Annotated in this window: 17 protein-coding genes; 5 read left to right on the top strand and 12 right to left on the bottom strand. The window is 53.0% G+C overall.

All coding sequences use genetic code 11. The annotated features are described in order from the left end of the window. Positions 1-106 precede the first annotated feature (106 nt). Positions 107-1210 carry a tRNA (adenosine(37)-N6)-threonylcarbamoyltransferase complex transferase subunit TsaD gene (gene tsaD / locus E8D52_11470; GenBank protein ID TKB67969.1) on the bottom strand — a complete coding sequence of 368 codons (1104 nt, stop codon included), beginning with the start codon at positions 1208-1210 and terminating at the stop codon, positions 107-109. A gap of 108 nt (positions 1211-1318) precedes the next feature. Beyond that, positions 1319-3745 carry an ATP-dependent Clp protease ATP-binding subunit gene (locus tag E8D52_11465; GenBank protein TKB67879.1) on the bottom strand — a complete coding sequence of 809 codons (2427 nt, stop codon included), beginning with the start codon at positions 3743-3745 and terminating at the stop codon, positions 1319-1321. A 267-nt stretch (positions 3746-4012) separates the two neighbouring features. Between E8D52_11465 and E8D52_11460 the strand changes: the two genes are divergently transcribed. Further along, positions 4013-4873, top strand: coding sequence for an NAD(+) kinase (locus E8D52_11460; protein ID TKB67878.1), 861 nt, complete (start codon positions 4013-4015; stop codon positions 4871-4873). 20 nt (positions 4874-4893) lie between these two features. Here E8D52_11460 and E8D52_11455 read toward each other — a convergent pair whose 3' ends face one another. Then, positions 4894-6246 (bottom strand): hypothetical protein, encoded by a 1353-nt coding sequence (locus tag E8D52_11455; protein TKB67877.1) that lies wholly within the window; start codon positions 6244-6246, stop codon positions 4894-4896. Positions 6247-6675: 429 nt separating this feature from the next. On the opposite strand from E8D52_11455, the gene E8D52_11450 reads away from it, so the two are divergent. Next, on the top strand, positions 6676-7551 hold the full coding sequence (locus tag E8D52_11450) for a polyprenol monophosphomannose synthase (protein ID TKB67968.1): 876 nt from the start codon (positions 6676-6678) through the stop codon (positions 7549-7551). A gap of 79 nt (positions 7552-7630) precedes the next feature. On the opposite strand, the gene E8D52_11445 is transcribed toward E8D52_11450, so the two are convergent. From E8D52_11445 to radA, 9 genes are read right to left on the bottom strand one after another with little or no spacing between them, the layout of a single operon-like run. Further along, entirely contained in the window at positions 7631-8371 is a 741-nt protein-coding gene (locus E8D52_11445; protein ID TKB67876.1) for a hypothetical protein, read from the bottom strand. 17 nt (positions 8372-8388) lie between these two features. Next, positions 8389-8901 (bottom strand): peptidylprolyl isomerase, encoded by a 513-nt coding sequence (locus E8D52_11440; protein ID TKB67875.1) that lies wholly within the window; start codon positions 8899-8901, stop codon positions 8389-8391. A gap of 20 nt (positions 8902-8921) precedes the next feature. Continuing rightward, positions 8922-9953 (bottom strand): hypothetical protein, encoded by a 1032-nt coding sequence (locus E8D52_11435; GenBank protein ID TKB67874.1) that lies wholly within the window; start codon positions 9951-9953, stop codon positions 8922-8924. Positions 9954-9997: 44 nt separating this feature from the next. After that, positions 9998-10774, bottom strand: a complete 777-nt coding sequence (gene tatC, locus E8D52_11430) for a twin-arginine translocase subunit TatC (protein TKB67873.1) — start codon at positions 10772-10774, stop codon at positions 9998-10000. Positions 10775-10820: 46 nt separating this feature from the next. Then, on the bottom strand, positions 10821-11060 hold the full coding sequence (locus E8D52_11425) for a V-type ATPase 116kDa subunit family protein (GenBank protein TKB67872.1): 240 nt from the start codon (positions 11058-11060) through the stop codon (positions 10821-10823). A gap of 48 nt (positions 11061-11108) precedes the next feature. Further along, the gene (gene rimI, locus E8D52_11420) at positions 11109-11624 is read right to left on the bottom strand and encodes a ribosomal-protein-alanine N-acetyltransferase (protein TKB67871.1); all 516 of its coding nucleotides are present in this window, start codon (positions 11622-11624) and stop codon (positions 11109-11111) included. 9 nt (positions 11625-11633) lie between these two features. Then, positions 11634-12425, bottom strand: a complete 792-nt coding sequence (gene tsaB / locus E8D52_11415; GenBank protein TKB67870.1) for a tRNA (adenosine(37)-N6)-threonylcarbamoyltransferase complex dimerization subunit type 1 TsaB — start codon at positions 12423-12425, stop codon at positions 11634-11636. Between the two features lie 6 nt (positions 12426-12431). After that, the gene (locus tag E8D52_11410) at positions 12432-13304 is read right to left on the bottom strand and encodes a hypothetical protein (GenBank protein TKB67869.1); all 873 of its coding nucleotides are present in this window, start codon (positions 13302-13304) and stop codon (positions 12432-12434) included. Continuing rightward, positions 13288-14649 (bottom strand): DNA repair protein RadA, encoded by a 1362-nt coding sequence (gene radA, locus E8D52_11405; GenBank protein TKB67868.1) that lies wholly within the window; start codon positions 14647-14649, stop codon positions 13288-13290. Before radA ends, E8D52_11410 begins: the two co-directional genes overlap by 17 nt. A 189-nt stretch (positions 14650-14838) precedes the next feature. On the opposite strand from radA, the gene E8D52_11400 reads away from it, so the two are divergent. From E8D52_11400 to E8D52_11390, 3 genes are all read left to right on the top strand, one after another. Next, positions 14839-15273, top strand: coding sequence for an Rrf2 family transcriptional regulator (locus tag E8D52_11400; GenBank protein TKB67867.1), 435 nt, complete (start codon positions 14839-14841; stop codon positions 15271-15273). Between the two features lie 6 nt (positions 15274-15279). Further along, positions 15280-16128 (top strand): sulfite exporter TauE/SafE family protein, encoded by an 849-nt coding sequence (locus tag E8D52_11395; protein ID TKB67866.1) that lies wholly within the window; start codon positions 15280-15282, stop codon positions 16126-16128. 267 nt (positions 16129-16395) lie between these two features. Further along, positions 16396-17010: a fibronectin type III domain-containing protein gene (locus E8D52_11390; protein ID TKB67865.1), complete on the top strand. Its 615-nt coding sequence runs from the start codon at positions 16396-16398 to the stop codon at positions 17008-17010. The last annotated feature ends 103 nt before the right edge of the window (positions 17011-17113 follow it).

Below are 17113 nucleotides of genomic sequence, written 5' to 3'. Positions count from 1 at the left end.
ACCTTGTCGGGTGAGACACGACGTCGGTAGAGTCGTTCAACCGACGCGACTTGGCTGGTACGCAGTCCTGTGATCTGACCTCGGATATCAGGAATGGGCGTTCTCCTTATCCCTTAGAGAAACCGATATGCGATTGGTTTTCCTCATGAATCGTCTCGAATCTCTCAGTCGGGCTGATATCAAGATCTGCATATGGTCGTTCTCCATTCATCAGCAACTGGTGCCCCGCCGAGGCAATCATGGCAGCGTTGTCGGTGCAATACTCGATAGCCGGCAACGATAGGCGAATGCCTTCACGTGCCGCACGCTCGCTCAGCAAAACCCTCAACCGTGAATTAGCTGAAACCCCTCCTACAACTGCAAGCGCAGTCAGGTTTGACTGCCTGAGGGCTACAAAAGCCTTCGTGGCCAAGACCTGCACAATAGCCTCTTGGTAACTGGCCGCTAAGTCGGCGGTCTGATCAGGTCGCAGAGAACCATCCATTTCTCGTAGCTTATACAACAACGCCGTCTTCAGACCACTGAAACTGAACTCAAGACTGTTCTTTGCCCGGTGGAATCTTGGAAATCGAATGGCCTCTGGATCTCCGGAACGTGCGATTCGATCAACGGCCGGTCCACCTGGATACCCCAAGCCAAGCATTTGGGCTCCCTTGTCGAACGCTTCACCGGCGGCATCGTCGCGAGTGTGTCCCAGCAGGGTACACCGACCACCGACTTCATGGCGATAGAGATGAGTGTGGCCACCCGATACAACCAGCACAATGCAGGACAACGGGAATGTCGGATCGGCAAGCCATGCGGAGGCGATGTGGCCTTGCAGATGATTGACTCCGACGATCGGAATCCCCAAGCCGTAGCTCAAGGCCTTGGCGTAATTCACTCCCACTAAAAGCGCCCCAGCCAATCCAGGTCCCTGGGTGACGGCCACAGCACCGAGAGCATGTTTTGAGACGTGGGCGGTCGCCAAGGCTTCTTCGACAACCAAATTGATCATCCCAAGATGGGCCCGTGCGGCTAATTCTGGAACGACGCCTCCGAACTTTTCATGGACGGTCACTTGTGAAGATACAACGTTGGAAAGCACCTCTCCGGCACAACTGAGTACGGCAGCAGCTGTTTCATCGCATGAAGACTCGATTCCAAGGACCGGGCACGGACGCCATTGAGTCGCAGGTTGAAATCCAGGCTGATTGGGGAAGGAAGACATCTCGTTACGAATGGACCAGATGGGATTGAATAACAAAACGGCCCCTGCAGCGATCCGCCACAGAGGCCGCTCACGATTGCCTGGGAACGTGAACGATCACAAAGGGCACTAGACTCCAGCCATGGCCTCCTGCTCGATGAAAGCCGGGGCTCCATCCCGCAGAACCACTTTCACTTTGCGGCTTTCTTTGAAGCGTCCTCTGATGAGCTCATCGGAGAGCGGGTCACCGATGGCACGTTGAATCGCCCGACGCATTGGCCTCGCTCCGTACAACGGCTCATAACCCTCTTTGATAAGCCATTGCTTGACTTCATCATCGACCTCAATCTCAATCCCTTTATCCAATAGGCGGAGGTTCAACTCACGGAGCAGGATATCCAAGATGCTGTAGAGCTGCTCTTTTTCCAGCTGATGGAAGATCACGATTTCGTCGATCCGGTTCAGGAACTCTGGACTGAACGACTTCCGAAGCTCTCCGAGTACTTCTTCCTTCTTCCGACGCGCGGCTTCGCCCTCTGTGCTCTGAAAACCAAGAGAAACACCCTTCTGAATCATTTTCGTCCCGATGTTGGACGTCATAATGACAACCGTATTTTTGAAGTCAATCTTTCGTCCAAGACTATCGGTCAGCACGCCGTCGTCTAATACTTGAAGGAGAACATTGAACACATCCGGATGCGCCTTCTCAATTTCATCGAATAATACGACAGAATAAGGCCGACGGCGGACTTTCTCGGTCAGCTGCCCTCCTTCTTCATACCCCACATAGCCGGGAGGCGCACCGAAGAGCCGCGAACTTGTAAATTTTTCCTGGTATTCAGACATATCGACACGAATCAACGCATCTTCGCTGTTGAACAGAAACTCTGCCAATGTCCTGGCCAATTCCGTTTTTCCGACACCTGTGGGCCCGAGAAAGATGAACGAGCCAATGGGCTTCTTGGCTTCCTTCAAACCGGCACGAGAACGACGGATGGCACGAGCAACCGCAGAGATCGCCTCATTTTGACCGATGACTCGTTTATGGAGAAACTCCTCCATGCGCAAGAGCTTGTTGGACTCTTCTTCTTCCAACTTAAAGAGCGGAATACCGGTCATTTTTGAGACAACATAGGCGACATCCTCTTTACCGATCACAGGCTTGTTCTTTTCCTGATTCTTCTTCCATTCTCGCTTCGATTCGTCGAGCAGCTTGCGCAGCCGCTCCTCTTCCTCACGATGCCGTACGGCCTCTTCGAAATTCTGCATGGAGATCGAGAGCTCCTTCTCTCGCGACACCTTCTTCAGCTCTTGCTCCATTGCTTTCAATTCAGAAGGGAGGGCGTAGGTCTGAAGTTTGGCACGCGAGCCCGTTTCGTCGATCAAATCAATCGCCTTGTCCGGAAGGAACCGGTCGGTGATGTACCGATCCGCCAACTTCACAGCCTCAACAATGGCATCTTCCGTGATTTCCACTCCATGATGCTCTTCGTATCGATCCCGAAGCCCTTGGATAATGAGGACCGTTTCATCGAGATTGGGCGGCTGAACATGGATGGGTTGGAATCGCCGTTTCAAGGCACCGTCTTTTTCAATATGCTTTCGGTACTCATCCAAGGTCGTAGCCCCAATGCATTGAATCTCGCCGCGCGATAAGGCCGGCTTCAACATATTGGAAGCATCAATAGACCCTTCCGCAGCCCCAGCCCCAACGAGGGTGTGAAGTTCATCGATGAAGATAATGATATTGCCCGCTTGGACAATCTCCTTCATGACCACCTTGAGGCGTTCTTCAAACTGTCCACGATATTTTGTGCCTGCCACGAGCGACCCTAGATCCAAGGCGATGACCCGACGAGAGAGCAGGTTGTCAGGAACTTCAGATTGAATGATGCGTTGAGCTAGTCCCTCGACAATCGCGGTCTTTCCCACACCAGACTCGCCGATAAGGACGGGATTGTTTTTACTTCTCCGACTGAGAATTTGCAACACACGTTCGATTTCATCAGCTCGACCAATCACCGGGTCCAATTGACCTTCTTGAGCCATCTGTGTCAGATCACGGCCAAACTCATCCAACGCCGGGGTATTGCTCTTTCGATCACGCTCACGTGGAGCAGATTTCCGCAAAAATGTGACGGTCAGCTGACGCGCCGTCAGAAGATTCGCGCCCAAACTCCGAAGAATTTTCCCACCGATCCCCTCTTCTTCCCGCAACAGTCCAAGAAGCAGGTGTTCACTACCGATGTGGTTGTGGCCCAACAGGCGAGCCTCTTCAACACCATATTCAATGACCTTCTTCACGCGTGGGCTAAATGGGATTTCCCCAAACGTCATCGTCGTTCCACCACCGGGCAGATTTCGCTCGATTTCCAACCTGATCTGCTCAGTAGAAAGCCCCATCTTTTTCAGAATCATAAGGGCAATGCCATCAGACTCACGGAGGATGGCCAGGACGAGATGTTCAGTCCCTAGATAGTCATTTTGGTGCCGCTCGGCCTCCTCGCGTGCGAGGATGATGATCTTTCGACCTTTGTCCGTGAATCGTTCGAACATCCTGCCTCCTTCTCAGAGAGTAGAAACTCCTGGCCGCGTTCGAGCAAACCCCTTGAAAAACCTTGTTGTGATTCTAACCACAGTATGATTGAGAGTCAAGATTGAGTGGAGAACAAGACAGCGCGTTGAAGACCACCTCACTTCTATCCCTTCTCTTGTTCTGCTGTGTCAACAGGACCAGAACCTCAATGGACTTTCCGTTGACATGAAAATCAGCATCCCGATACAATCACACTCCTTCTTTGCCCAACCATATGCCTGGTATCCATGAAAAGTAAAAGCATAGGAATCTTAACCAAGCCCAAGTTCCCCGAAGTAAGAGACACGCTACTCGGCGTGGCTGCCTGGCTCCGTGCCCGTAACATTGATGTCTTGCTCGATACTATATCTGCAGCACTCTTGAACGAGGTCGGAGGAATTCCCAAGACTCAACTGGCTCAGAAAGCCGATGTTCTCTTGGTGCTCGGAGGGGACGGCACTATTCTCAATGCTGCACGGCTCGCAGCAGAACGGAGCATTCCCATCTTGGGTGTCAATATGGGAGGCCTGGGCTTCTTGACGGAAGTCCGATTGGACAACCTCTATCCTTCCCTCGAACGGGTATTTGCCAACGATTTTACTCTTGATGAACGACTGATGCTGGCCACCCACGTCCATCGGCATGGGGAAACCGTTGCGAGAGGCATCGTACTCAACGATGTCGTCATCAGCAAAGGGACCCTGGCTCGCATGATTGAACTCCACATCGCCATTGATGGCCAGTTCGTGACGAATCTGCGAGGGGACGGCCTGATCATTGGCACACCGACAGGCTCAACAGCCTACTCGCTCTCAGCCGGAGGGCCTATCATGAACCCCGCCCTGCAGGCGCTCATCCTGACGCCAATCTGCCCACACACACTGACGCATCGCCCATTAATCGTACCGGGCAACGTCGTCATTGAAGTGACGCTCACGAGTAAGGATGAGGGATCGATGGCCACACTTGATGGGCAGGTCGGTGTCTCCATCACACAAGGAGACACCGCAGTCATTGAAACTTCAGACTATCGGACCCAATTGATCAGATTTCCAGAAAGTCACTACTACGAAGTGTTGCGGGAAAAACTCAAATGGGGACATGCGTGAAGATGAAGCCTCCCGATACTTCACACTTTCCTCTGCTCAATATAATTGAGCATCTCCTGATTGGCTGAAAACTTGAACTCCCCGATACAATCGGACTTCTCGAGGAATGAGTGTTCTGCCATCTCCAACGCCCGCAACCCATTCACGTCGACCGGGCGACTCTGACGTTGCCGCAAGCGCGCGTGCAAGCGATCCAGAACAATGTTGGCGTCTCCCTCTCCCGCCTTAGTTGCAAGGTACCGTTCAACCACCTCTGCACACCAATCTCCGTCGCGCTTTGCGACGCCGACGAGGCCCTCGCTGGCTTTTCGAGCCCAACCAGCCAAAAATACGCCGTCCATCACCTTGCCTGCAGATTCATCGTAGGCCTGGAAGAGCGCATCATCAGGATCATTACTAGTCTTGTTGGGGTTGGTAGTAAACATGCCATTCTTATAGGGTAGACCAACCGTCTCATCTACCTTGTCGCCGACGGCAAAGACAACGGAATCACAAGGAAACTCGTAATACGCCTTCAAGCCCGCTGCAACCGTATCCTCACCCTTCGGATCAAGTCTGTTCTCTTCCATTTCAAGTCCACGAACCCGATTATTGCCGTCAACCAGAATACGCTTCGGCGACGCAAGGAAACGGAAGCCCATCTTTGTCTCGGATGCCTTCGCCTCACATTTGGTAAATTCGTCTGTGAGCGCCTTCAAGACCTCATCGGGATTCTGGCCAACCTTGGCAAGACGGTCCTTGATGCGCTCAAACTCAGCTTTGATCCCCTCGAGGTCCATGTTGGCACAAATGCTGCGGATCTCTTTTGGATTGTACTTACGTTCCACGGGGCCCCGTCTTACGATGGCCGTGACCCTCGCAACTTTCTTGTAGCGGACCAACCAGTGGGCGATATCTACCATCACATCTCCCGCCCCGATCACAGCGACGTGTTGTCCCATTTCAAATGGACGGTCGCCAAAGCCCGGCAAACGATTGAAGTGATAGACCACATCTTTTGCGTGAAACACGCCCTGAGCAGAGTCCCCCTCGACTCCGATGGCCTTGGTCCCCTGCGCACCGATCGTGAAAACCACCGCGTTCGCACCCAGCTCGCGCACATCTTCGACCGTGAGGTCTTTTCCGGTCCCGATGGAGACATTCCCAAAATAATGGACGTTCTTCTGCTGAAGAAGTTCCCAGTACTGTTTCTTGAGCCCGCCGCGGAGTTTCAGCTTAGAGGGGAAGATCCCGTATTCAGCCAATCCACCGAATTTGATATCACGATTGAGAATAATGATTTCGTGGCCGGCTTTCGAGAGCGTGCTGGCAACAGCCAGCCCAGCCGGTCCTGCTCCTGCCACAACAATCACGTGCGTCTGTGTCCCGCTCATAACAGTGTTCCTTCAGAGGTTAAGCGATAGAAAAGCCTGCAATATCAACGGATCGCGGACTGTAGCATAGCCGTTCCCGCACTGTCAAAACGCGTAACCAGCGCTCTGACATAGCTGACTGAATCTCTTCTTGCGCACCTCTCTGCTCTCGACTAGAATACCGCCGATTTCAACAAGGAGAGTCCTCTGTCGTTCCACCACTTCTTCTTTAGCGTCACGGATCGTACACCCACTATTTCTCATATCTTTCGTGTGCAGACCGGTCAACCTTCACCATACTATGCCATGCCCTAGGCGAACAATTCATTGAACAACGCCATGTCCAGTAGCCCATCAATCGCTCCGCTGTTCGATGAAACTCCCCCACCGTTCATACATTTCCATCACATCGGAAAGGAGGATGGTGCAACGCCTCTCCGGAAGCTGGGCATGGATGAAGCCTACGCTGTACCCAACTTTGAACTCGCTGAAGCGCTAATCACCCGTGGCGCTGACAGCGCACGCATTGCTATTCATTCTACTGAAAACCAGTCTCTAGGATATTCCCAAGTGGGGGCAGGTACACCTCTCATCCCCGACTCACCGTTCGATTTCAAACAATCGATTCTCATTGTCCTCCCAACATACAATGAACGCGGCAATCTTGAGGCGCTTGTTCGGGCAATCAGTCAATATCTTGTCGCTGATATCGTAGTCGTTGATGATAACTCCCCAGACGGGACTGGAGAATTAGCCGATCAGCTCAGTGGTCGATATGGGCATGTACACGTCCTGCACCGGCCACACAAAGAAGGACTTGGGCCAGCCTATCTCGCGGGATTCACGTGGGCACTGCAGCGGAATTATAGTCTCATCATTGAAATGGATTGTGACTTCAGCCATGCGCCCTGGGACCTACCCCGCCTGGTACACCGAAGCCACACTGCCGACCTGGTGATCGGAAGTCGCTACGTGCCTGGCGGCGGGACCGAGAACTGGAACGCCCGCCGTCGTTTCGTTTCTCGCTGCGGGAATAGCTACGTCAGCCTCTTCCTGGGCTCGACCATCCACGACTGGACAGGAGGATTCCGCTGCTATCGTCGTGAGCTCTTGACGCGGATGAACCTCGCTACCGTCCGAGCAAAAGGGTACATCTTTCAAGTGGAGCTCGCCTGGCGGGCCATGCAGCTGGGTGCGGATGTGGATGAGCTACCCATACGCTTTTGTGATCGCATTGAAGGTCAAAGCAAGCTCGGCTGGCAGTCCATCGCCGAAGCGCTAATGGAAGTACCCCATATGTATCTTTTTGGCCTAAGCAGTCGATAAGACGTTCGCTTCATTTTTCGAGTCTTCCAGCAAACGCTGCCTGCATCAAGTCGAGCGTGAACCGTGTCACCTGCTGGTACTAACACAGAGACTCATGATTCAAGCACGATCGAATAAGAGAAACCTCTGGATCAGGTGGATCAAGCTTGGTCAGATCGATGATGAGCTCGTCCTTAGAATTAGCTAAAATCCCATCCAGCAGGCTACTCTTCATCGGAACAACGGCCTCAGCTGGTTCAAACCTTAAATCAAAGCCTTTCGCGGCGGTCGGTCGCATCGGATAACGCCGATCATAGATCATCCCATAGGCCGGGATGCCGTAAATAATTTTCCAATTCCCCAGAATAATGTGCAGTTCCGTCCCATGAACGTAGAATCCACCCGTCGTGATAATGCGCCGAGCGAAGGTCTGCGGCTGGCTCAAATAAAAGGTCACTCGTTCGTTGTCCTTCGCCTCAGCCAGCGCCTCGGATAGACGCATAGACAAGAGAGCCAACTCCTCCTCCGTGAAGGCTGGAACCAAGGGAGACTCCCCCCGCATCCACCGCTGCAGCGCAATCCAATGCTCCTGCACCTTCAAACCCGACAAAATCGTCCGCAATTTATCCGGTTCGATTATAAACGGATGCGTATGGTGACTCGGTGGCCATTCCGCGAGCACTTCCGAGTCCTCTTCCAATCGTACAAAATTGACCGGATCCTCGTAAATAATTCGCGCTGGCACATGCGGAGCGGCACAACCGGCCGATAGGATAGAGCACACAGTGAGGAGGCCGGCAATGATCCACCCTGTCCGATTATGGGTCTCCTTACAGCTCACTTCTTACTCCCTCTCTGTTACCCCTCACTGATCGTGACGGTCATCTCGGCTCGCTCCAGCGGATTGTCTTGCCCGTCACGCTTCATCGTGACAATCTTATCGGCTACCTCCATTCCGCTGACCACCTCCCCAAAGGCCGTGTATTGCCAATCGAGAAAATTGGCATCTGCGACACAAATAAAGAACTGTGATCCAGCGCTATCCGGATCGTTCGAACGGGCCATCGAGACAATACCTCGCTTGTGTGGCGTACTATTAAACTCCGCCTTTACTTTATGACCAGGTCCACCCATTCCGTGGGATGACCGGTCTGAATTCTTACTGTTGGGATCCCCTCCCTGAATCATAAACCCAGGAATAACACGGTGAAACGTCGTCCCATTGTAAAACCCATCCTTGGAAAGCTTCATAAAGTTATTAACGTGACCAGGCGCCACATCCGAGAAAAACCTGAGTACGATTTCTCCCATGGGTTGTCCCTTACTTGTCACGGCTATTGTTGCCCGTATTTTCTCGCCTATCTCAGCCATTACAGTCGTCCTTTCTAAGTTTAGCGAAAGAGAAATGGCGGGGGCGCGATTCCTACCTCCAACCCCTGATTGACGGCTATCCAGGAGGCGCCATCGTCGCTACGAAACACCCCGGAACTCGTCCCCGCGTAGAGACCTTTATCACCCGATCCGATCAACACTTGCACCGCAAGGCTCGTCAGGCCCTTATTGAGGGGAATCCATTGCTTGCCCTTATCGATGGTCTTAAAAATTCCATTCCCGGTTGCCACGACGACTCCTTCGTCACTGAATACAACACCCCGGATAGAGTCGTTAGGCAGGGCCCGGCTGATTGGTCGCCACGTGAGTCCGCCGTCGGTACTACGAAAGACTCCGCCGTCGAACGTGCCAGCCAAAATACTTTGATCCTGATCGATGACGAGAACACGAATGAAATTTTCGATCATTCCTTCATGGTCCTTCAATCCATGCCGCATGCGTACCCAACCAGTAGAGCGAGGGCTAAACCGAAAGAGACCTTGACCGGAAGTCCCTGCGAATAAGGTTCCATCGGCAGAGCGAGCGAGTGCATGAACGAGAATATCGTCTAACCCAGACGTCACAGGCGTCCAACGATCCTCGGAGCCATGCAGGCGATACACGCCATCTCCAGTACCGGCAAACAGATCGTGGTCCACCACTAATAAGGACTTGACCTCAAGCCGTTTGAGCCCCACATTCACCGGCTGCCAGCTGTTCCCTTTGTCTCGTGAGCGAAACACTCCACCACGAAACGTACCGGCATAGACGGCTCCGTCTTTCGCGGAGGCCAAACTCAAGATAAATGGATCAGTGATGCCACCCCCTACTGGAGCCCACGTCGCGCCTCGATCCACGGTTCGAAAAATCCCATGCCCGAAGGATCCGGCATAGAGAATTCCATCGCTCCCTATCACAAGAGCCTGCACGCTGGCTGCAGATTGTTCAGATGGCCCCGAGGCCGTCGAAGTCTCTGCAATCCTCAGCGGATCGGAAGCCTGGAGACTCTCCCCGCCGCCCAGGCAGAAAAAAGCACCCCACATTGCGATCACAGAGACCATCGTGCGAATGCACGGAGCCTTTACAGTCCGATGCCTCATCGTAGCCTCGTTCCAGCGGTATTCATCGGCAGATCCGGGTCAAGCGGCAAATCGATCCCCCCTGAGTCCGGCTTTCGCCCGAAAATTCGAGCGCCGAGAATCCCGATCTCATACAGCGTCATCAGCGGAACCGCCATCAACAGCATGGTAAAGAGCGTGGCATCAGGAGTCACGATGGCAGAGACAATGAGACACAACAAAATGGCATGTTTGCGGTATCGAGCGAACATGTCCGCTGATACCACTCCAGTCATTGCCACAAGACTCATGATTAAGGGTAGCTCAAACGCACAGCCAAAGATGAGAAGAAATTTCACGTTAAAATCAATATAGGTACCCACGCTCAGCTGCGGAGTGATATCACGATCGAGTCCGAAACTCACGAACAGATCGATCACGAGCGGCAAAATCACGACATTGCAGAAGACCAGCCCTACCGCGAACAGCCCCCCAGCCACCATGAATAACGGGATCGCCCAGCGCTGTTCTTTCTGCAACAGAGCGGGCTCGATAAACTTCCAACACTGATAGAAAATGACCGGCAAACTGAGAATGAGGGCTGCCAACAACGACACCTTGATCGAAGCGAACAGCGCCTCCGTTGGGCCATAAAAAGCCAGTTGGTTTGAAAAGGGCCGGTTGAGCCATGCCACCATTTCAGCGGAAAAAGAGAAGGTCAGCACCAGCGCACCCAAGACCGTCGCACCAATGATGATCAGTCGTCTCTTGACGCCTTGGATGTGGGAGGCGAGCGGATGAATGGCCTGTTCCATATCGACAGATTCAGCCGCCTGCAGAATCGGTGGCCGATCAACCTATCTACCGCGCCGGTTCGAGCCTGTGCTCACGGTGGAGACGAATCAGTTCTGCAAGCTTGTCTTTCTTCACCAATTTTTCCTTTTGCATCCGCTTTTTCTCGATTTCTTCCGACGGGGTCAAGACATGGCGCTTCTGCAGCTCGTTCAGTTCAAGGTCCAGGCGATGGTGGGACGCTTCGAGTTCGCGAAATTCGGTGTTGGAGTGGCGAAGTTGTTCAACAATCGCATCTTCCGTCAACATAACGACACCTCCTGGTTAAATTGACTCTATTGAAGCTGATCCACCTCCCTAAGGTAAAACCTTTGCCAGCTGCTGGCCACTCGATATCACGAGCGGATGCATTTCCATCAGCACGGCATCTTCAATGGGATTCGTGTAGTAACGAGGGCGATGACCAATCTTGAGAAAACCTAGACGAGCATAGAGAGAACACGCTGGATCGTTCGAGGCTCTGACTTCGAGGACGGCTCGAGTAGCCGCTTGTTCTAATCCCAGACGAAGGGCTTCGGTGACAAGCGCTTTTCCAACCCCTCTTCTCCGCATCGACTCTCGTACCGCCAAATTCATCAATCGCAGCTCTTCAAAGACAATCCAGAAGCAATGGTACCCGATAATCGTGGGTTCGGCCTGTGGTATCAACTCCTCTCGCCACCTTGCAACAAGAAAATGTGCAAATTGATTGTTTGTTAACTCAGCCTCGAGCATTTTGCGCGTCCACGGGGATGAGAAGCAAGCCTCTTCCAAAGCAAGAATATCCGGTAACACATCCGGTGTCGCTGGGAAAATCTGGAATTCAGACATCACCGTAGCGGCTCACATATCCTGCCGATCCGACCGCCGACGCCCACGAGCCAATCGTTCGGCAACTTTAGTTTCAACCCGCTGTCGGCGTCTCGCAACAGATGACACACCTCCAGACCGTTCGTATTGGATTTCTGCTTCGGTCCGCTGGACATACAGCGGCATCACCAGATCTCCGGCAATTTCACCACATCGAAGTCGTTCCAGCCCGATGCGCGCAACGTGAATAGCCGACGGTTTGAAGACGTCGTGTGATCCCACCGTCACAGTGACCGATACAGGCAATGCCGCTCGAATCTCTGATTCCATCGACGACCAGCCAGCCCCGAATACCAATGTAGGTTCGGTGAGACTCTGCGCAAGGGCTCCTGGGGGGCCAACCTGTTCACTGACAACACGATCGAATTGCCCATTCCCTGTCCAACGGAAAATCGCCCAGTACACTTCCCCACGACGACTGACCAGTATTGGACAGACGGGAACGGTTGCCGCGTCAACATTCCTCGCCATGGCTTCCAGTGTCGGTACGAGCGTGAGAGGAAGACCAGTGGCTCCCCGAAGTCCTAGGCACGTGGCAATACCCACTCGGATACCGGTAAACGAGCCTGGCCCGATCGAACAGGCAAGACCAGTGAGATCGCCAAGCCGCAATCCGGACTGAGAGAACAATCGATCGATCGTGGGCAAAAGGAGGGAGCCCTGCGCACCACCGGCCTCTTGCTCATGCATCGCTAGAATGCAGTCGTCTTCAAGAATCGCGACACTCTGCCACGTCGTGGCTGTTTCAACCGCAAGGATCTTCATCGACAATTATGAGATCTGACCTAAGTCTTCTGCCCGTATCGCGTGATTGTGATGCATCTCGTGGAAAATGACTTGCACAGAGCCTTGTCCGCGACCATCTTCGAGAGAAATCCTGAACGGGCGAAATAGCCGAACATCCTGATCGCCGATGGCTTGTGCTGGAATACTTTTCAACTCCTCGAGCGGCCTAAAATCATCATACTGAATCGTCGCCTCGACCTCCCCGCTCGACCCAAGCCACTCTTCCTGTACTACGAGAAGTCGGCGGTCAAACCAGAGGTGGCGGATCGGCAGACGCGAGGGGCTCGTTCCCCCGGTTGCTGGCGCATAGACGTCGAGACGATATCGGCCTCTGTCTTCCACGACCTTCACCACTTCATCCCTAGCAATGGCATTCGTCCCCAACACGCCACCGACCGCCCAAACACTCAGCTGAGAGAATCGAGCCAGCTTCCCTGCATCTTTCATGTCGGACTGGTGACCAGTATAGATCTTTCCCTCCAAAGGCAAGCGGAGCCTGTACAGATCATCCGCTTGAACAAGGTCGAACAGCTCGTTTCCAAGAGAAGTAAATCCTCTCAGCCGCAACGCGTTCGGACGACGATAGTAGACCGTGCCCTCCATTCGTGAGGCAATGGGAATGAGCCCACCCCGCACTTTCGCGCTGAACAATCCCTTCAGGGATTGGATAGCAGCTTCACGATGGCGCAAAAGAGCCGTCAATTCCTGCGCCGTCACCTGCTTGAGCAGTGGTTCGTCTTTTGATGTGATGAGAGTACAACCAGCCAACATAAAGATCGCGATGCAAACGACAATACAGTGCGCGAGCATCGAGCCTGGTCTGCCGCTTGCTTCGCGCTTTCTACGCCAACACCACATCCAATGCCTCTCGCACTTCCTGAATACCAATGAGCTCCATGCCGTCGATGGGATCGAGCTTCGCCAGATTTCGTTCAGGCAGAATGCACCGTTTGAACCCCATCTTCGCGGCCTCACGAATACGCAGTTCAGCCTGACTGACGGCACGTACCTCTCCACCCAAACCGACCTCCCCCAACAGTAACGTCCTCGGCTCGACAGGCATTTCCCGTAAACTCGATGTGACAGCGGCTACGATCCCCAGGTCAATCGCCGGCTCGTCGACGTGCATCCCTCCCACAATATTCACATACACATCCTGTCCGGAAAGATGTACCCCCAGCCGTTTCTCCATGACCGCGAGCAACAGCGACACTCGAGTGACCTCCACCCCGTTCGCCATTCGCTTGGGCATCGCATAGGTGGTTGAGGAAACCAACGCTTGCAATTCAACCAGTATCGGCCTCGTCCCTTCGAGGCTCGACACAACCACCGACCCGGTACTCCGTTGAGGACGTTCCGCCAGAAACAACTCCGATGGATTATTCACCTCTTCGAGTCCGACATCCTTCATTTCGAAGACCCCAATTTCGTTCGTCGACCCAAAACGATTCTTCACGGCGCGTAGAATCCGGTAGCTGTGCCCCTTATCTCCTTCAAAGTACAACACTGTATCGACGATATGTTCCAGCAACCGTGGCCCTGCAATCGCCCCTTCTTTCGTGACATGCCCAATGATGAAAACCGGCACACCAGCCCTCTTGGCAAACCACATGAGCTGTCCAGCTACTTCCTGAACTTGGCTGATGCTACCGGGAGCGGAGGTAATTTGTTCCGTATACACCGTTTGGATCGAATCGACCACCACTGCGGCCGGCTCAATTTCCTGCACCGTTTTCAGAATCTGCTCAAGGGAGGTTTCAGCCAAGATCAGCAGATGGGGATGTTCAATACCCAGCCGTTGCCCACGCATCTTGATCTGCCGGGGAGACTCTTCTCCGGAAACGTAGAGAACCGGCGCTGCCTTTGTCGCTAACCGTGGCAAGGCCTGCAAGAGCAGCGTCGTCTTGCCAATTCCAGGATCGCCCCCGATCAAAATTACCGAGCCCGGAATGACTCCACCTCCCAGAACTCGATCGAATTCACCAATCCCGGTGAGCCGACGATCCTCTCCCACGACTTCGATGTCACCGATGGGCGTGGCCTTGGGCTGAGCTGTCTTCATCGCAGCAGGACGACCTTTTCCGGTCGCCGCTTGCCGCTCCTCTTTCATCGTATTCCAGCCGCCGCAGTCAGGACAGCGGCCGAGCCACCGTGGCGCCTGATGTCCACAGGTTTGGCAAGAAAAGACTATCTTGGATTTCAAAAATGGCCTCGTGCCGGAGAAAGATAACCGCCGCCTATCTTAATGGATGCAGGGAGGGAATAAAAGCTGGGAGTAGATACTGGAATAAATGTGAGATTACCGAAGGTCGCTCATCTCGGAAACTTTGACCTTGACGAACCATTGCGGCTTACTCTATTGTAATCAATGTTGATAAACTAAATCTAGATTATGAAACTCTCAAAGAAAAGTGAATACGGCCTCCGGGCGTTGGTGGAGCTCACGCTCGCTCACGAAAAGACCACGTTACAGCGCCGCGACATTGCCGATCGCCAGCACATCCCTGTTGAATTCTTGGAGCAGATTCTTCTCACGCTCAAACGAGCTGGACTCGTCTCCAGCCGACGTGGGGTAAACGGAGGATATGACCTGATTAAACAGCCGAACGATATCACCCTCGGTCAAGTCATACGTATCCTGGATGGTCCGCTGGCGCCAATCGGCTGCGTCAGCAAGACGGCGTACCAAAAATGCAGCGATTGTCCCTATGCGAATAAGACGCGTTGTCCCGTACAGCACGTAATGGGCACAGTCCGCGATGCGATTGCTGGGATCCTTGATCATTATTCGCTTGCCGACTTTGCTGCCGGCCATCCTAAAGGCTAAACACTCATGGACGTAATCGTTCTTGTCCTCATTACATTTGTTGCTGCCACAGCGAACGGCGCGTTGGGGTACGGTTTCTCCTCCATTACGGTTCCTGTCGCCCTCTTGTTTTTCACCAATCGCATTTTGAACCCAGCCCTCGTACTTATCGAACTCGTCATCAACGCGTATGTTCTCTTCATCAATCGGAAGAGCATCCCCAATGTCTTCTGGCGCGTTGCCCCAATTCTTGGTGGCCTGGCGGTCGGAGTGGGTATTGGCAGCTATCTTCTCTTTTTGGTGCAGCCAGCCTGGATTAAATTCGTCACCTATCTTTTTCTGCTGCCCTTGATTCTTCTCCAGGCAGCGGGCATCCGGAAACCAATTCGTGCTGAAAAAGCTATCGGCGTACCATTTGGGGTGGGGCTCGGTACCCTTTATTCCCTGACGACAATTTCCGGCCCCCCCTTGGCTCTCCTCTTTAACAATCAAGGCTATCCAAAACAAGACTTCCGTGCGGCATTGGGGATCATTCGCCTGACAGAGTCTTCACTCACAGCCATTGCTTACGGGTTTATCGGTTTCTACAGCGCTGGTAGCATGGAAATTATTCCCTATATCGTTCCCAGCGTCATTATCGGAATTCCTCTCGGTACCTATCTGATCCGTTTGATGGATCCTGAAACCTTCCGGCGCATTTGCATGGCATTCGACGGGCTGATAGTAGGATTTGGTCTGTCTCGAGTGTTAGTTGAGTTAGATCTTGTGTCCACCCTAACAACCTACAGCATCTTGTCGATCGTAGTCCTGATAAACGGCTACCTGCTGTTTCGATTTTTCCGAGATCGCCCAGATCCCCGACTGATCCCTTCTTAATATCTCCCATTAGTCTTTTGCACGGTAGTTTGGTGACTGGAAAAACCTACCTGGCTATGACTGTTGTAGGTACCTGAAGGGTGAACCATTCACACCTAGCATTTTCTATTGTTCGAAAATATATAACTATTTGATTAGTAATAATTTATCTGAGAATTATCACAGGCACAGCAGTTGCTTTATACGCAGGACATTGTCCTTAGTGGACTTGCTAGTTGACTGAAGCCAGCTGGCCACATCGCACTTCATGAGTGAGGAGCATTTCATATGCAAAGACCGAAACGTTCGATTATCCAGGTTCTCCGAAATCTCACTATCGCATTGGTCTCCTTGTTATCTTTGAGCACCATCGTTCTCCCACTTGCCGGGTGTAGCGACAACGGACAGGGTGGACCGAGCATTTCCTCTCTCTCTACACCGACGGACAATCAACCGAGTGAGAAGACAGAGGCCGACACTCCCTCTACAGAGACCGCTGCAAATGAACAGGACGATCCGACGATTTCTGAAGCACCTACAGAAATCGAACCCTTCCCGGGCGAGATTGCAGAGCCAAATCCTGAACCTCTTGTGGCAGGCCCTGAGGGAGAAGGCGTACCCTTGAATCCAACCGATGCCACCGCGCGATTGACCTGGGCTGTAAACCCTGATCCCACAGTAACCGGTTACCATGTCTATTATGGGAAGGAATCTTCCGGAGAACCAGGCTCATGCTCCTATGAGGCAAGTCAATCAGTCGAGGCTCCACCAGCTATTATTACTGGGCTCGAGCCAAATACGCCCTATTTCTTTGCCATTAGTGCTTTTGGAGGCGAAGAAGGCGAAGCAGAAAGTCCCTGCTCAAATGAGGTCCTCATGATCTCATCTCCAGCCCAAGGCTAAACACACCGCGCACTGAGGCATCACTACTTCAGCGCTCCCCTGGATCTTGCCAGGGGAGCGCATCTCTTCATTGACCTCCACTCGCTGATTTGTTAGCCTCACG

The sequence above is a fragment of the Nitrospira sp. genome (genome assembly GCA_005116745.1).
Lineage (GTDB): Bacteria > Nitrospirota > Nitrospiria > Nitrospirales > Nitrospiraceae > Nitrospira_D.
Note: the sequence above shows the minus strand (reverse complement) of the source record. Positions and strands in the feature narration are given on the sequence as shown.

Bases quoted from the DNA above. Each gene is read 5' to 3' on its own strand.
- tsaD (TKB67969.1), bottom strand. From the start codon at position 1,210: ATGTCTTCCTTCCCCAATCAGCCTGGATTTCAACCTGCGACTCAATGG.
- E8D52_11465 (TKB67879.1), bottom strand. From the start codon at position 3,745: ATGTTCGAACGATTCACGGACAAAGGTCGAAAGATCATCATCCTCGCA.
- E8D52_11460 (TKB67878.1), top strand. From the start codon at position 4,013: ATGAAAAGTAAAAGCATAGGAATCTTAACCAAGCCCAAGTTCCCCGAA.
- E8D52_11455 (TKB67877.1), bottom strand. From the start codon at position 6,246: ATGAGCGGGACACAGACGCACGTGATTGTTGTGGCAGGAGCAGGACCG.
- E8D52_11450 (TKB67968.1), top strand. From the start codon at position 6,676: ATGGATGAAGCCTACGCTGTACCCAACTTTGAACTCGCTGAAGCGCTA.
- E8D52_11440 (TKB67875.1), bottom strand. From the start codon at position 8,901: ATGGCTGAGATAGGCGAGAAAATACGGGCAACAATAGCCGTGACAAGT.
- tatC (TKB67873.1), bottom strand. From the start codon at position 10,774: ATGGAACAGGCCATTCATCCGCTCGCCTCCCACATCCAAGGCGTCAAG.
- E8D52_11425 (TKB67872.1), bottom strand. From the start codon at position 11,060: ATGTTGACGGAAGATGCGATTGTTGAACAACTTCGCCACTCCAACACC.
- tsaB (TKB67870.1), bottom strand. From the start codon at position 12,425: ATGAAGATCCTTGCGGTTGAAACAGCCACGACGTGGCAGAGTGTCGCG.
- E8D52_11410 (TKB67869.1), bottom strand. From the start codon at position 13,304: ATGTGGTGTTGGCGTAGAAAGCGCGAAGCAAGCGGCAGACCAGGCTCG.
- E8D52_11400 (TKB67867.1), top strand. From the start codon at position 14,839: ATGAAACTCTCAAAGAAAAGTGAATACGGCCTCCGGGCGTTGGTGGAG.
- E8D52_11395 (TKB67866.1), top strand. From the start codon at position 15,280: ATGGACGTAATCGTTCTTGTCCTCATTACATTTGTTGCTGCCACAGCG.
- E8D52_11390 (TKB67865.1), top strand. From the start codon at position 16,396: ATGCAAAGACCGAAACGTTCGATTATCCAGGTTCTCCGAAATCTCACT.